Here is a 14,904-nt window from a genome sequence, read left to right on the forward strand (position 1 = left end):
CACTCGCCAGAAAACTCCTGGTCATCCTCAATGCAAAAGCACGCGATGCGCGCAACGAGGTCGCAATTGCAACTTGACACCCCAGATAGTCGCTCTCCCCCGCTTCGCGGGGGCGAGGAACTCTCGTTTTGAGACGCCATCATCTCAAAACCTCGGAATGTCCGGGAACGGCAGCTTGCCGCCGGAAATGTGCATGCGGCCGAGTTCGGCGCAGCGGCGCAACTGCGGGAAGACCTTGCCGGGGTTGAGCAGGTGGTTGGGATCGAAGGCGCATTTGACCCGCATCTGCTGGTCGAGGTCGACCTGTGTGAACATTTCCGGCATCAGGTCGCGCTTCTCCACGCCCACCCCGTGTTCGCCGGTCAAGACGCCGCCGACCTTGACGCAGAGCCGCAATATGTCGGCGCCGAAACTTTCGGCCTTGTCGAGTTCGCCCGGCACATTGGCATCGTAGAGGATCAGCGGATGCAGATTGCCGTCGCCTGCGTGGAAGACATTGGCGACGCCGAGACCGTATTTCTCCGACAGCTCGCGCATACCGGCGAGCACACGCGGCAGCTCCTTGCGCGGGATGGTGCCGTCCATGCAGTAATAATCGGGCGAGATGCGGCCGACTGCGGGAAACGCCGCCTTGCGGCCGGCCCAGAAGCTCAACCGCTCCTGCTCGGACCGCGATATGCGGCAGGTGGTCGAGCCGTTCTTGTAGGCGATGGCCTCGACAAGGCCGATCAGATGATCGACCTCGACGCCCGGCCCGTCGAGCTCGACGATCAGCAGCGCCTCGACATCGAGGGGATAGCCGGCATGGACGAAATCCTCGGCCGCGTGGATCGCAGGCCGGTCCATCATTTCCATGCCGCCCGGAATGATGCCAGCGCCGATGATGTCGGCGACGCACTGGCCGCCCTGCTCGCTGGTGGGAAAGCCGATCAGCAGCGCACGCGCCGTCTCCGGCTTCTTCAGGATACGCACGGTGACCTCGGTGACGACGCCGAGCAGCCCTTCGGAGCCGGTCATGACGCCGAGCAGGTCATAACCTTCCGCGTCGAGGTGGCTGCCGCCCAGCCGCACCACCTCGCCGTTCATCAGCACCATCTCGATGCCGAGCACGTTGTTGGCGGTGAGGCCATATTTCAGGCAGTGCACGCCGCCGGAATTCTCCGCGACGTTGCCGCCGATCGAGCAGGCGATCTGGGAGGATGGATCGGGGGCGTAGTAAAAGCCCTCCTGCTCGACGGCGGTGGTGATGCCGAGATTGGTGACGCCCGGCTGGGCGACGACGACGCGATTGGGAAAATCGATCGCCAGGATACGGTTGAAGCGGCTCATGACCAGCAGCACCGCGTCCTCGAGCGGCAGCGCGCCGCCCGACAGCGAGGTGCCGGAGCCCCGCGGCACAACCCGGATATTGCGGTCGTTGCAGTATTTCAGCACGCGCGAAACCTGCGCCACCGTTTGCGGCAGCACGACGACCAGCGGCAGCTGCCGATAGGCGGTCAGGCCATCGCTCTCGAAAGCACGCATGGAATTGGCGGCGTCGACGACGCCCTCGCCCGGCACGATGATGCGCATGTCGGCGACGATCTCGTCGCGCCGCCGCATCGTGGCGTCGTCTGGTTTCGGCATGGCCAGGCCGGACATCAACAGCCTCATTTCGCTTGACTGGTCAAAATCTTTTACCAGTGAAGCGCGTTGGTTGCAAATCCTGCCTTGGTCGGGAATCCAGCCTCATGGTCGAGACAGGCTTCCGCAGCGGCAATCTGCCGCTGCCTCGCCTGGCTGTTCTGCTATTCGCTCGCCAGCTTGCCGGGTTCGGAATGCATCCGCCGCACGCGGCGCACGCCCCACCAGACCAGCAGGATGGCGACCGGCACCGAAGCGGCGGTAATGATCTCTGGCGCGAAGGCATGGCCGAAGATCGAGGCGCCCTTGGCGACATAGCCGATAAGGCCGACCACATAATAGGAGACGGCGGCGACCGAGAGGCCTTCGACGGTTTGCTGCAGGCGCAGTTGCAAGCGGGCGCGGTTGTTCATCGAGGCGAGCAGGTCGCGGTTCTGCTTCTCGACCTCGACATCGACCCAGGTGCGCAGCAGCGTCGTGGCGCGAGTCAGTTTTCGCGAAAGGTTGGCTTGCCGCTCCTCGACCGAGCGGCAGGTGCGCATGGCTGGTGCTACACGTCGCTGCAGGAACCCACCCCAGGTGTCGTAGCCGGGCACGGCTTCTTCCTCGAGCGCTTCCAGCCGCTCGACGACGATGCCGTCATAGGCGCGGCTGGCGCCAAAGCGGTAGAGACTCGACGCCGCGTCGGCTTCCAGTTCCGCGGCAAGTTCGGTCAGGTCGGCCAGCAAGGTCTGACTGTCTCGCGTCTCGGCGACCTTCATCTCCCGTGTGGTCTGCGCCAGCCGGTCCTCGATGCGGCGGGCGCGGCCGGACAAGTTCAGCGCCAGCGGCAGGCCAAGCATGGCCAGCGTGCGATAGGTCTCGATGTCGATCAGCCGCTGTGACAACGCGCCAGTGCGCGCCGGGGTCAGGCCGCGATCGAGCACCAGCATGCGGGTCATGCCGTCGCCATCCTGGCGGAAGTCGGTGACGATGGCGGCGTTGCCGCGCTCGACCAGCGAGTAGCACAGGCTGGTCGGATCAAAGCCGGCGATCAGTCTTTCGCTGACCTGCGTCCATTTGCGGATTTCGAGCCGGATGCCGGAAATCACGGTGCCTGGAGGTGAGAAACCGTTGCCGAAGGGCGAATCTTCCTGCGTCCTGCCGCTTTCGGAGAGCGGCCCTTCCCACAGATAGGTCGAGAACTCGGTATGCCGCTCCCAGCGCAGCGAGCCCTTGCCCCATTTCATGGCGTGGTGGCGAGCCTGGCGGTCGGGTGCGGCGATGCCGAGGCGTCGCGATAGTTCGGAAAGCACGGCCATGTCGACGCCGGAGCCGCCCTCGGTCATGAAGGCGAGTTGCACCAGGACGCGTGGCTTTTCGATCAGCGGATGCGGCCGGGCATGGACCTCACCGAGCGCGCCGGGCCGGCCCTCATGTGCGGGAAACCCCATGACGCTGCCCTTGGCGCGCGGCTGGAATTCGAGATTGGACGGGTCGTCTGACACGGCTTGTCCCCCGGGCTTCTTTGAACCCTCTTGCACTCGCGTCCCTCTAGAGCCAATGGCCAGATGACGCAAACAGCAAAGTTTAGCTGAGGATGATATGGCGCCAAGCGGCAAATTCCACATGCTTCGGCCAATTGGATAAATAATTTGACCAGTTGGCGACGCAGGCTTTATCCTGCGCGACACCGGTTCACCTTCCAGGCATTCTGTTGAGCGACATTTTTTCCAGGATCGAGCATTCGCGAACCGCCGACGAGGTGATGCAGCAGATCGAGAGCCTCATCCTCGAAGGCGTGCTGCGCACCGGCGACCGGCTGCCGGGCGAGCGCGAGCTTGCACGGCAGTTCGACGTGTCGCGGCCGATCCTGCGCGACGCACTGAAAGCGCTGGAAGGGCGCGGCCTTCTGACGACAAGGCCCGGCGGCGGCACGCATGTCGCCGATGTCATCGGCCAGCTGTTCACCAAGCCGGTGACGGACCTGATCTCGATGCACCGCAAGGCTGTGACCGACTATCTGGAATACCGCCGCGAGATCGAAGGGGTGGCGGCTGAATACGCGGCGCGGCGCGCCACGCCAGACGACATGGCGCTGCTCGACAAGATCATGGCACGCATGGACGATGCGCACCGGACCGGCGACTTCGACGACGAGGCCGAAATCGACGTCGAGTTCCACCACGCGATCTGCGAATGCGCGCACAATATCATCCTTTTGCACACGCTGCGCTCCTGCTATCGGCTGTTGTCGGAAGGCGTGTTCCAGAACCGGCTGATGGTGTTCACCGTGCCCGGCGCGCGCGAGGCGCTGCTTGCGCAGCACCGGGCGATCCATGCAGCGGTGAAGGCCGGCGACCCCGCCGCTGCCCGGCAAGCGGCGATGGACCACATCACCTATGTTGAACGGTCAATGGCGGAGGCCGAGCGCAGCGGTGACTGGCAGCGCGTCTCGCGGTTGCGGCTGAAGCAGCGCGTCGACGCCACCGATACCGAACCTGCACGCAAACGCTCCTAGTCATCGAAACGGGAAGCCCATGAGCCAAATCCTGACCATCGCCGACCTCAAGGACCTCGCGCGCCGGCGTGTGCCGAAGATGTTCTTCGACTATGCCGATTCCGGCGCCTGGACCGAGAGCACCTACCGGGCCAACGAGGAGGATTTCGGCAAGATCAAGTTCCGCCAGCGCGTGCTGGTCGACATGAGCAACCGCTCGCTGGAATCGACTATGATTGGTGAAAAGGTGGCAATGCCCGTGGCGCTGGCGCCGACCGGCCTGACCGGCATGCAGCACGCCGATGGCGAGATGCTGGCGGCGCAGGCGGCGGAGGAATTCGGCGTGCCGTTCACCCTGTCGACGATGAGCATCTGCTCGATCGAGGATGTCGCCTCCGTCACCAAGAAGCCGTTCTGGTTCCAGCTTTATGTGCTGCGCGACAAGGATTTCGTGATCAATCTGATCGACCGGGCAAAGGCGGCGAAATGCTCGGCGCTGGTGCTGACGCTCGATCTGCAGATTCTCGGCCAGCGCCACAAGGATGTCCGCAACGGCTTGTCGGCGCCGCCCAAGATGACACTAGCCAACATTGCCAACATCGCCATGCGCCCACGCTGGTTGATGGGCATTGCCGGCACGAAGCGCCGCACCTTCCGCAACATTGTCGGTCATGCCAAGGGTGTCGGCGACGTCTCATCTCTGGGTTCATGGACGAACGAGCAGTTCGATCCGCATCTGTCGTGGAAGGATGTCGCCTGGATCAAGGAGCGCTGGGGCGGCAAGCTGATCCTGAAAGGCATTCTCGACAAGGAGGACGCGCTGATGGCGGCCAAGACCGGCGCCGACGCGATCGTCGTTTCCAACCATGGCGGGCGCCAGCTCGACGGCGCATCGTCGTCGATCATGGCACTGGAGGAGATTGCCGATGCAGTCGGCGACAGGATCGAGGTGCATATGGATGGCGGCATCCGTTCGGGACAGGACGTTCTGAAGGCGCTCTGCCTCGGCGCCAAGGGCACCTATATCGGCCGGCCATTTCTTTACGGGCTGGGTGCACTTGGCAAGGAAGGAGTTACCAAGGCATTGGAAATCATCCGCAAGGAGATGGACATCACGCTGGCGCTGTGCGGAAAGCGTCTGGTCACCGACATGGGCAAGGACCAGCTCCGGCGCTAGAGTTCCGTGACAGCCAGACCACGGAGACGACAAGACGTTGACGGAGCCCGGCATCCATTTTCTCGACGCGCATGGGCCGGACGGCATGCGTCTTTATGCGATTGGCGACGTCCACGGCCGGCTCGACCTGCTGGCCGCCATGCATCAGCGCATCAAGGCCGAGATCGAGCAGGAGGCGCCTGCCGACTGGCGCATCATCCATCTTGGCGACTATGTCGACCGCGGGCCGGACTCAAAGGGCGTCATCGACTTCCTGATCGAAGCGCGACAGCGCGACCCGCGTCACCTGACGCTGGCCGGCAACCACGACATCGGCTTTCTCGATTTTCTCAAGACCCCCGACCCGGAGGGGCTTTTCATCCGGTTTGGCGGCATCCAGACGGCGCAGTCCTATGGCGTGGCGATCAGTGAAGGCACCAACGCGTGGTTCGGCAAGGCCGAGTCCGCCGTGCGCAAAGGACATCAGGCACTGGTCGAGGCCGTGCCGCAAAGCCACATCGACTTCCTGCGGTCGCTGCCGTTTTCGGTGACGCTGGGCGACTTTTTCTTCTGCCATGCCGGCATCCGGCCAGGCATCGCGCTGGAAAGGCAAAACCCGCAGGATCTGGTCTGGATCCGCGACATCTTCCACAACCATCCCGGCCTCTATCCGAAGATCGTGGTGCACGGCCACACGCCGGTGCCGGAGGCAGAGGTGATGGCCAACCGCGTCAATGTCGACACGCTCGCCTGGCAATCAGGCATGCTGACCGCGCTTGTCGTCGACGGCGCGGACAAACGCATCCTGACAATGACGATCAAGAAACCTGCGACGATCAAGAAGCCCGGGACTATAAAAGAGGCTTGAGCGCGGCGTGTCCGAGGACCAAAGACGCTCGGGCTTGTGGCGCAGCCCCGGCTTTAGCGAAGCGAGGCGGTGACGCCGTAGCCGTCGACGGCGTTGTGGTTGTTGGCTGCGTCGGCGGCATAAATGCCGAGGCCGCACAGCACGATCGCGGATACCATGGCAAAGGACAGAAGCGCTGCTTTCACGGACGTCATCTCTTGTTGAGCTTTCTGCATCTGTGCACGAGGCGGTTACCAATGCGTTGAAACGGAGAATTCGCTTCAAAGTTTCGACGATTTCGCGCTTCTAGGCATATTCTGTATCAACGGTGTGTCGCGCGGGTCACACAAAAGGTTCATCGCGGTTGCACAAGAGATGCAGAGCGCGCGCCTTCTACGCCGGCGGGCGGACACAAGCCAACGATGAAAAGTGTTTTCCCCGGCGGTTTTACCGCCGCGTGCTAATTATGTCACGCGGCAGGGCACTGGGGGATGGATGCTCAGATCGTCGCTACCCAGGCACGGGCGATAGCGAGGCCCGCGGCATCCGCGTCAGGCCCGTTGCGGGCCATTTCGCCATCGAGCTTGCCGGCCCAGTCAGGATGGCGCGCGGCAATGGTCGGGGCAAAGGACGTGCTCCAATCCTCGACCATCGGCCGGTCGGCCTCGAAATGGAACTGGAAACCGTAGACGGCGCGGCCGACGCGGAACGCCTGGTTCTCGGCGATATCGTTGCCGGCGAGCCGCACGGCGTTCTCGGGCAAAACGAATGTGTCGTCGTGCCACTGGAAGATCGGAAATTTCTCCGGCAGTGCGCCCAGTACCGGATCGGCCTTGGCGTCCGGCGTCAGCGACACGCCGTGCCAGCCGAATTCATTGGCGCCGCCAATGCGGTTCTCGCCACCGAAGGCACGGGCGACAAGCTGGCTGCCGAGGCAGATGCCGAGCACGGCGCGGTCCTTGCCGGCGAAATCGCGGGTCAGTTCGAGCAGCGCCGGGAAATAGGGGTACTCATCGTCGGCCAGCGCATTCTGGCCACCGCCGAGCACCACCATGGCATCATGCCCGGTCGCGTCATCCGGTAGGGGATCGCCCTTGTAAGGGAGACGCAGATCGAGATCGGCACCCGCCTCTGCAAGTGCTGCACCGACCTGACCAAGGCCGGTATTGTCGTAGTTCTGGACCACCAGCACCCGCATGAAAAACCCTGCTGACATGAAAATGATGCGACGAGCGATATCATGCCATCCGCATTGCAGCCAAGATGCGCGTTCGGAGAGAAAGCTATGCCACTGCAAAACCGGGTCGATCCGTTCGGCGCCCTCCACGCTGTGCCCGAGCGCGGCCTGTTCACCGGCAATCGCGGCATCATCCACGATCCCAAGACGAAGACGTTGCTGAAAAAGCGCTGGGCGCTTCAGGCGTGGATCATCTGCGTCTGCCAATTCCGCAATGTGCGGCGCGAACCGATGGGCCGCAACCGGAAGGGCGGTAAGGCCGGCTGGACCGAGCTGTTCTTCCTCGACGAAGTGACGGCATTGGCGGCCGGGCATCGCCCCTGCTTCTTTTGCCAGCGCGAACGGGCCAGGGATTTCGTCGGCCGCTTCGGCGAAGCCTTCGGCGTTGCCGAGCCGCGCGCGCCGATGGTCGACAAGCGGCTGCACAAGGAGCGGCTGGCTTCGGGCGCCAAGCCGCCGATGGTGGCATTTGAAGAGCTTTCCGGCTTGCCGGACGGCGCGATGGTTGCGGATGGCGGCAGCGCTTATGCCTTGCGCGGCGGCAGAGCATTGCGCTGGTCCTTTGCTGGATATGGGCAACCCCACGATTTCGGCCTGCTCGAAGGCAAGACGCTATCGCTGCTGACGCCGACCACGACGCTCGCGGTGTTGCGGCATGGCTTTCGGCCAGTGTGGCATCCGACCGCCGAGGCTTGACGCCGGCGGCCGGCTCGCTCATTCCTCGGCGATGCGCGCCAATTACAAGATGCAACGTCTGTTCGTGCCCGACGATCTGCGGCCAGACATCGAGTTCGACGCCGGCCAACAGCAGAGTCACTATCTCCTGCATGTGCTGCGGCTTGCCGAAGGCGCCGAAATCCTGGTGTTCAATGGCCGCGACGGCGAGTGGTCGGCGGCCATCTCGGCGAAAACAAAAAGGGCGGTGCGGCTGAAGGTGTCGACGCAGCAACGGCCGCAGCCGCTGCCACCCGATCTCGTCTACTGCTTTGCACCGCTGAAGCAGGGCCGGCTCGACTATCTCGTGCAGAAGGCGGTGGAGATGGGCGCGGGCGTCCTGCAGCCTGTCATCACCCAGCACACGCAAGTGGCCAAGCTGTCGATCGATCGCCTGCGCGCCAATGTCGTCGAAGCCGCCGAACAATGCGGCATCCTTGCGGTGCCGGAGGTGCGCGAAGCGGAAAAAATCGACCGTCTGCTGACCGGCTGGGACAAGGAGCGGCGGCTGATCTTCTGCGACGAGGACGCCTCGACCAACAATCCGCTGACCGCGCTGCAGGCGGTCAAGGAAAAGAAACTTGGGCTGCTGGTCGGGCCGGAGGGCGGCTTTTCCGACGACGAGCGCAAGATGCTGCGCGCCTTGCCCTTCGTCACCGCCATTCCGCTCGGCCCGCGTATCCTGCGCGCCGATACGGCGGCGGTAGCCGCGCTCGCGGTGATGCAGGCGACAGTCGGAGACTGGTAAGGCCTCGCCCCTTGCAAGGAATGGGCAGCGCTGCCACGTTCAATTCCTCTTGACCTCTGGCTCAGGATTTTTCGCTTGATCGGCTGCTGACATTTCGTCCATTTACCGCCGGCGGTCGTCCGGCCGCTCTACAGTGCCGCGCGTCCTTTCGGACGCGCAAAGGACGCTGTAGCACTTTGACTGGCCCATGATCCTTTCCGAAAATCGAAAGTCGATTTTCGGGGTCATGTGCGGAGGGCTCAATCATGGCGCGTGATACAACCGATTTTCGGCCGATCGAAGACTTCGACGAACTCGTCGAGCACCTGGCCGAGGGCAACAAACCGCGCGACAAGTGGCGCATCGGCACCGAGCACGAGAAATTCCCCTTCTACGTCGACGGCAATGCGCCTGTGCCCTATGGCGGCGAGCGCGGCATCCGCGCCATCCTCGAAGGCATGCAGTCAAAGCTCGGCTGGGATCCCATCGTCGACGATGGCCGCATCATCGGCCTGGTCGAACCGACCGGCCAGGGAGCGATTTCGCTGGAACCCGGCGGCCAGTTCGAGCTTTCCGGCGCACCGCTGGAGACGATCCATCAGACCTGCCGCGAGGGCAATGCGCATCTGGCGCAGGTGCGCGAGATCGCCGAACCGATGGGCATCCGCTTTCTTGGCCTCGGCGGCAGCCCGAAATGGTCGCTGGCCGAGACGCCGAAAATGCCGAAATCGCGCTACGAGATCATGACGCGCTACATGCCCAAGGTCGGCACCAAGGGTCTCGACATGATGTACCGCACCTGCACGATCCAGGTGAATCTCGACTTCGAGAGCGAGGCCGACATGCGCCGCAAGATGCAGGTGTCGCTGAAGCTGCAGCCGCTGTCGACGGCATTGTTCGCCAATTCGCCTTTCACCGAAAGCCACCCGAACGGCTTGCAGAGCTGGCGCGGCGACATCTGGCGCGACACCGACAACCAGCGCTCGGGCCTGCTCGAATTCTGCTTCTCGCCCGATTTCGGTTTCGCCGACTATGTCGAATGGGCGCTCGACGTGCCGATGTATTTCGTCATCCGCGACGGCCACTATCACGACATGACGCACATCACCTTCCGCCAGTTCATGGCCGGGGCCGCGCGCAATGAAGTGCCCGACGGGCTGCCTACAATGGGCGACTGGGCGAACCATCTGTCGACGTTGTTCCCGGATGTGCGGTTGAAGCGCTTCCTCGAGATGCGCGGCGCCGACGGCGGGCCATGGCGGCGCATCTGCGCGCTGCCAGCCTTCTGGGTCGGGTTGCTCTATGATGAGGCCGCACTCAATGCCGCCGAGGCGCTGACCTCGAGCTGGACGTATGAAGAAACGCTGGCGATGCGCAACGCCGTGCCGGAACAAGGCATTTCCGCGCCGTTCCGCAACACCACGCTGCGCGAGATCGCGCGCGACGTGATGGTCATTTCGCGCATGGGGCTGAAGAACCGCGGCCGCAAGAACCGCGACGGCTACGACGAGACCTCGTTCCTCAACACTTTGGACGAAGTCGTCGCGCGCGGCACAACCAGCGCCGAGGAGATGCTGTCCGCCTATCACACGCGCTGGGGTGGCTCGATCGAGCCGGTTTTCATGGAATACGCCTATTGACCCTCGGATTTGACGCAACCGATTGATCGGCAAAAGTCGCTTCAATCGGAAGTGGAAACAAACTAGGCTTCTTCGGCGAGGATTTCCGGAGGAGACGCCGATGCCTACCTTGTTCGACATGCTGACGCAGGCCCAGAACGGCAACGGCATGCAGGCCCTTGCCCAACAATATGGACTATCGATGCAGCAGACGCAGGCGGCGGTTGCCGCGCTGCTGCCTGCCTTTTCACAAGGGCTGCAACGCAACACTGCCGATCCCTACGGGCTCGGCGCCTTCATGACCGCGATGGCCAGCGGCCAGCACGCCAAGTATTTCGAGGACGCAAGCCGGGCCTTCTCGCCGCAAGGCGTCGATGAGGGCAACGGCATTCTCGGACATTTGTTCGGCTCGAAGGATCTGTCGCGCGCGGTGGCCAGCCAGGCGGCGCAAGCGAGCGGCGTCAATCAGCAGATCCTGCAGCAGATGCTGCCGGCGATCGCCTCGATGGTCATGGGCGGGCTGTTCAAGCAGACGACAAATCAGATGCAGGCCGCTGGCGGTTTCGGCGGCGGCGGCAACAATCCGCTCGGTGAGATCATCGAGCAGATGATGCGGCAAGGAGGCGGCATTCAGGCCCCTGCGCCGCAGCAACGCCAGGCGCCCCAGCCCCAGAACCCGATGGACAACCCGCTCGGCAAGGTTTTGCAGGACATGTTCGGCGGCGGGACGCCACAGCCGCAAAGCCAGCCGCAGCCGGCACCCAATCCCTATGGCGACAACCCGCTCGGCAAGGTGCTGCAGGACATGTTCGGCGGTGGCGCGCCTCAGCCGCAGCCGCAAGGCCGAGCACAACCGCAACCTCAGCAGACACAAAGCCCCTATGGCGACAATCCGCTGGGAAAAATCTTCGAGGAGATGCTGCGGCAAGGCGGCGGTGGCGGCTTCGGCATCCCGGGCGGCCAGCCGGCGCCGCAACAGCCTCAGGCACCACAGCAACGGCAGGCGCCGCAGCCACAGACCAATCCGAGCGGCAGGCCGAAAAACCCCTTTGACGACCTGTTCGGCAAGATGTTCGAGACCGGCGCCCAGCAGCGTGACGACTACCAGAAGGGCGTGGAAACGATCTTCGACCAGTTCAAGCGGGATATGGACCGGCGGTAGGCGACATCAAGCGCCATCCCCGGCCAAGAAAAGAAAAGCCCGGTCCTGGGAGGACCGGGCAGAGTGCAGGCGGGCCGGCGGGGATCCGGCAGGGAGTGGGGCCTGCATACTTTTCAGTCGCGTCGAACCTCGAAAAGGTTCACGGCAACCCAAACGACAAGCGACAGATCAGGCCACCTTGCGGGCGATGTCCTCGATCGTCTCGACGCGATCGCTGGCGATTTCGCGCAACATCGCCGTCGGGTCGCGGCCAAACGGCACGTCGATGGCGACATGCAGGTCGGCGCGCGTCAGGCCGATATCGGCGAGCTCGGCATCCGACATCTCGCCAAGGCGGTAGAAGGCGCGGCGGTTTTTCCAGGCGCGGTAGATGTTGGAGACGGCGTTTGCCACGCGCGTCGCAACGGCCGGACGCGAGGTGATGCGCGAGGTCTCGGTGGCGAAATCAAACGTGGTCATTGTCGGTCTCCTTCAGACTGCCGCATGACCCCGAACCGGAGGTTCGGAAAAGGATCATGCGCAAATCAAAGTTGCTACAGCGTCCTTTGCGCGTCCAAAGGACGCGCGGCGCTGTAGGGCGGGCGAGACCAGGCAATCGGCGCTGGCAACAGCGGCGGTTCCAGTCCCAATTCACATGCTTTCGTGTGGACAATGCGAATTTGCCATGATGCGATTGATTAATCCAACGAATGTTTCTAATCTTTAGCATCAACACTAGTGATGGATTGGACCGATGAAAGCGCCGCTCGATCTCGATCAGTTGCAGACCTTCATCTCGATTGCCGATACCGGCAGCTTCACACGGGCGGCCGAAGAGGTGCACCGGACCCAGTCGGCAGTGTCGATGCAGATGCGCCGGCTGGAAGAGCGGATCGGCAAGCCGCTGTTCGAAAAGGACGGGCGTACCAACAGACTGACCGAGGAAGGCGACAAGCTGCTGTCCTACGCGCGGCGACTGCTCTACCTCAACCGCGAAACGCTGGCTGCTTTCGACGACCGGCGGCTCGAAGGCACGATCCGCATCGGCACGCCCGACGACTATGCCGACCGTTTCCTGCCGGAGATCATGGCGCGGTTCACGCGCTCCAATCCGCGCGTCGAACTGACCGTCATCTGCGAGCCGACGCCGGGGCTGGTCGAGCATATCAAGCGCGGCAATCTCGACCTCGCGCTGGTGACGCACAACGACGTACGCGGCCAGTCGGAGGTGGTGCGGCGCGAGCCGCTGCTGTGGGTCACCTCGGCCAACCACGCGACACACGAGCAGGAAACACTGCCCATGGCCTTTGGCCGGCCGAACTGCATCTGGCGGCGCGCCGCCGTCGATGTGCTCGACCAGCAGAACCGCGACTATCGCATCCTGTTTACCAGCTTCTCGGCAACCGTCATCACCGCCGCCGTGCTTTCTGGCCTGGCGATCTCGGTGCTGCCGGAATGCGCGCTGCGGCCCGGCATGCGGGTGCTGGGTGAAGCCGACGGCTTCGGCGCCCTGCCCGACTGCCGCATCGGCATCATGCGCGGCCAGACGTCGCGGCCGGAGATCGTCGATGCGCTCGCCCGCCATATATCGGAAAGCCTGGACAATATTTCGGTGCCGATCAGCGAGGACACCGGGACATTCGACTTCGCAGCCCTCGCCTTCACCAAGCTGCGGCGAACCAAGCCGAACCAGATCCTGCCCGGCTGGTAGGCAGGGTCAGATATGCGGGTTATGAACGCCTGGCCCGACACGGCCACCTTGACGCGGGCGCCCAACCATCCCCCAATCGGCCGATGAGCGACGCAGCATCCGAATCACGCACCAACGCCGCCGAATACACGGTGAGCGAGATTTCCGGCGCACTGAAGCGCACGGTCGAGGACGTCTTCGGCAATGTGCGGGTGCGCGGCGAAATATCAGGCTATCGCGGGCCGCATTCCTCCGGTCATGCCTATTTCGCGCTGAAGGACGACCGCGCGCGGCTCGACGCTGTAGTGTGGAAAGGCACGATGAGCCGGCTGAAGTTCCGCCCCGAGGAGGGGATGGAAGTGATCGCCACCGGCAAGCTCACCACCTATCCCGGCAAGTCCAACTATCAGATCGTCATCGACAATCTGGAGCCGGCAGGCGCCGGCGCGCTGATGGCGTTGCTGGAAGAGCGCAGGCGGCGGCTGCAGGCTGAGGGCCTGTTCGACGCCGGCCGCAAGCGATTGCTGCCGTTCATGCCGCGCGTCATCGGCGTCGTCACCTCGCCGACGGGGTCCGTCATCCGCGACATCATCCACCGCATCAAGGACCGGTTTCCGCTGCATATACTGGTCTGGCCGGTGCGTGTGCAGGGCGAGACGTCAGGCGCGGAAGTGGCTGGCGCGGTCAACGGCTTCAATGCGCTGGCATGGGATGGCGCCATCCAGCGCCCCGATCTGCTGATCGTGGCGCGCGGTGGCGGCAGCCTCGAAGACCTCTGGGGCTTCAACGACGAGGCCCTCGCCCGCGCCGTCGCCGCCTCCGGCATTCCGGTGATCTCGGCTGTCGGCCACGAGACGGACTGGACGCTGATCGACCTCGTCGCGGATGTGCGGGCGCCGACACCGACGGGTGCGGCCGAAATTGCCGTGCCGGTGAAGGCCGACCTCGAAGCGATGCTTGCCAGTCTCGGCGCGCGGCTCAAGGCGGCGGTCCTGCGCAATTTCGAGCGCAAGCGGCAGGCTGCCCGTGCGGCTGCCCGCGCACTGCCCTCGCCCGATCAATTGCTGGCACTGCCGCGCCGACGCCTCGATGAGGCGACATCCAGGCTCGGTCGGGCGCTGTCCGTCAGTGTCGACCGCAAGCGGGCGCGGCTGCAAGGCCAAAGGCTGACGCCGGCCACGCTGTCGCGGCGCATCAATGAAGCGCGCACGCTGACCGGCCGCGACCTCGCGCGAGCGCAGGCGGCGTTTTTTGCCATAGTGCGCGAACGACGCGCGCGATTCTCCCGCACCGCGACGCGGCTGTCACCGGCACCGATCGTACGGCGCCAGAAACTGCTGGGGGACACGCTGGCGGCGCTGGCGCGGCGGCAGGATCGGGTGATCTCGGTGCGGTTGGAGCGCCTGCGCGGACAATTGAACCAGGCCGACAGACTGCTTGCCACCCTGTCGCACAAGGCCGTTCTGACACGCGGCTTTGCCCTGGTGAAGGATGCCGACGGGATGGTAATCAAGCAGGCGGCCGATGTGGCATCGGGCATGGTGCTTTCGCTGGAATTCGCCGATGGCACCGCCGATGCGGTAGCAACCAGCGGTGCGGCGAGGCCAAAGCCGGTTGCCAAGCCAGCAGCCAAGGCCAAAGAGCCAGGCAATCAGGGATCCCTGTTCTGAC

At 64.0% G+C, this 14,904-nt stretch carries 14 protein-coding genes; 9 read left to right on the top strand and 5 right to left on the bottom strand.

Features of this window, described 5'->3' with window-relative positions:
• Positions 1 to 144: 144 nt before the first annotated feature.
• Both ASD99_RS30340 and ASD99_RS30345 read right to left on the bottom strand, forming a co-directional pair.
• Entirely contained in the window at positions 145 to 1,641 is a 1,497-nt protein-coding gene (locus ASD99_RS30340; protein WP_057146014.1) for an FAD-linked oxidase C-terminal domain-containing protein, read from the bottom strand.
• 146 nt (positions 1,642 to 1,787) lie between these two features.
• On the bottom strand, positions 1,788 to 3,110 hold the full coding sequence (locus tag ASD99_RS30345) for a DUF3422 family protein (RefSeq protein WP_057145892.1): 1,323 nt from the start codon (positions 3,108 to 3,110) through the stop codon (positions 1,788 to 1,790).
• Between the two features lie 209 nt (positions 3,111 to 3,319).
• Between ASD99_RS30345 and ASD99_RS30350 the strand changes: the two genes are divergently transcribed.
• The 3 genes from ASD99_RS30350 to ASD99_RS30360 are packed head-to-tail and all read left to right on the top strand — an operon-like array spanning position 3,320 to position 6,126.
• The gene (locus ASD99_RS30350; RefSeq protein ID WP_056588866.1) at positions 3,320 to 4,123 is read left to right on the top strand and encodes an FCD domain-containing protein; all 804 of its coding nucleotides are present in this window, start codon (positions 3,320 to 3,322) and stop codon (positions 4,121 to 4,123) included.
• 19 nt (positions 4,124 to 4,142) lie between these two features.
• Positions 4,143 to 5,279, top strand: a complete 1,137-nt coding sequence (locus ASD99_RS30355) for an alpha-hydroxy acid oxidase (RefSeq protein WP_056588869.1) — start codon at positions 4,143 to 4,145, stop codon at positions 5,277 to 5,279.
• Positions 5,280 to 5,316: 37 nt separating this feature from the next.
• Complete coding sequence (locus ASD99_RS30360) at positions 5,317 to 6,126, top strand: metallophosphoesterase (RefSeq protein WP_057145893.1); 810 nt, start codon at positions 5,317 to 5,319, stop codon at positions 6,124 to 6,126.
• A 53-nt stretch (positions 6,127 to 6,179) separates the two neighbouring features.
• On the opposite strand, the gene ASD99_RS35240 is transcribed toward ASD99_RS30360, so the two are convergent.
• A complete protein-coding gene (locus ASD99_RS35240) occupies positions 6,180 to 6,311 on the bottom strand; it encodes a hypothetical protein (protein WP_274533732.1) in 132 nt (43 codons plus the stop codon).
• Between the two features lie 293 nt (positions 6,312 to 6,604).
• The gene (locus tag ASD99_RS30365; RefSeq protein ID WP_056588875.1) at positions 6,605 to 7,303 is read right to left on the bottom strand and encodes a type 1 glutamine amidotransferase; all 699 of its coding nucleotides are present in this window, start codon (positions 7,301 to 7,303) and stop codon (positions 6,605 to 6,607) included.
• 87 nt (positions 7,304 to 7,390) lie between these two features.
• Between ASD99_RS30365 and ASD99_RS30370 the strand changes: the two genes are divergently transcribed.
• The 4 genes from ASD99_RS30370 (at position 7,391) to ASD99_RS30385 (ending at position 11,564) form a co-directional block, all read left to right on the top strand.
• Positions 7,391 to 8,038 (top strand): hypothetical protein, encoded by a 648-nt coding sequence (locus ASD99_RS30370; protein WP_056588879.1) that lies wholly within the window; start codon positions 7,391 to 7,393, stop codon positions 8,036 to 8,038.
• Positions 8,039 to 8,069: 31 nt separating this feature from the next.
• Positions 8,070 to 8,804 carry a 16S rRNA (uracil(1498)-N(3))-methyltransferase gene (locus tag ASD99_RS30375; protein ID WP_056588995.1) on the top strand — a complete coding sequence of 245 codons (735 nt, stop codon included), beginning with the start codon at positions 8,070 to 8,072 and terminating at the stop codon, positions 8,802 to 8,804.
• A 245-nt stretch (positions 8,805 to 9,049) separates the two neighbouring features.
• The gene (locus ASD99_RS30380; RefSeq protein WP_056588882.1) at positions 9,050 to 10,423 is read left to right on the top strand and encodes a glutamate--cysteine ligase; all 1,374 of its coding nucleotides are present in this window, start codon (positions 9,050 to 9,052) and stop codon (positions 10,421 to 10,423) included.
• A gap of 100 nt (positions 10,424 to 10,523) precedes the next feature.
• A complete protein-coding gene (locus tag ASD99_RS30385; RefSeq protein ID WP_057145894.1) occupies positions 10,524 to 11,564 on the top strand; it encodes a DUF937 domain-containing protein in 1,041 nt (346 codons plus the stop codon).
• A 168-nt stretch (positions 11,565 to 11,732) separates the two neighbouring features.
• Here ASD99_RS30385 and ASD99_RS30390 read toward each other — a convergent pair whose 3' ends face one another.
• A complete protein-coding gene (locus tag ASD99_RS30390; RefSeq protein ID WP_056588887.1) occupies positions 11,733 to 12,023 on the bottom strand; it encodes a DUF1127 domain-containing protein in 291 nt (96 codons plus the stop codon).
• Between the two features lie 274 nt (positions 12,024 to 12,297).
• Between ASD99_RS30390 and ASD99_RS30395 the strand changes: the two genes are divergently transcribed.
• Together ASD99_RS30395 and xseA are read left to right on the top strand one after the other, a co-directional pair.
• Positions 12,298 to 13,254, top strand: coding sequence for a LysR substrate-binding domain-containing protein (locus tag ASD99_RS30395; RefSeq protein ID WP_056588890.1), 957 nt, complete (start codon positions 12,298 to 12,300; stop codon positions 13,252 to 13,254).
• 83 nt (positions 13,255 to 13,337) lie between these two features.
• Positions 13,338 to 14,903, top strand: a complete 1,566-nt coding sequence (xseA, locus tag ASD99_RS30400; RefSeq protein WP_057145895.1) for an exodeoxyribonuclease VII large subunit — start codon at positions 13,338 to 13,340, stop codon at positions 14,901 to 14,903.
• The last annotated feature ends 1 nt before the right edge of the window (position 14,904 follow it).

The sequence above is a fragment of the Mesorhizobium sp. Root695 genome (assembly GCF_001428185.1).
Lineage (GTDB): Bacteria > Pseudomonadota > Alphaproteobacteria > Rhizobiales > Rhizobiaceae > Mesorhizobium.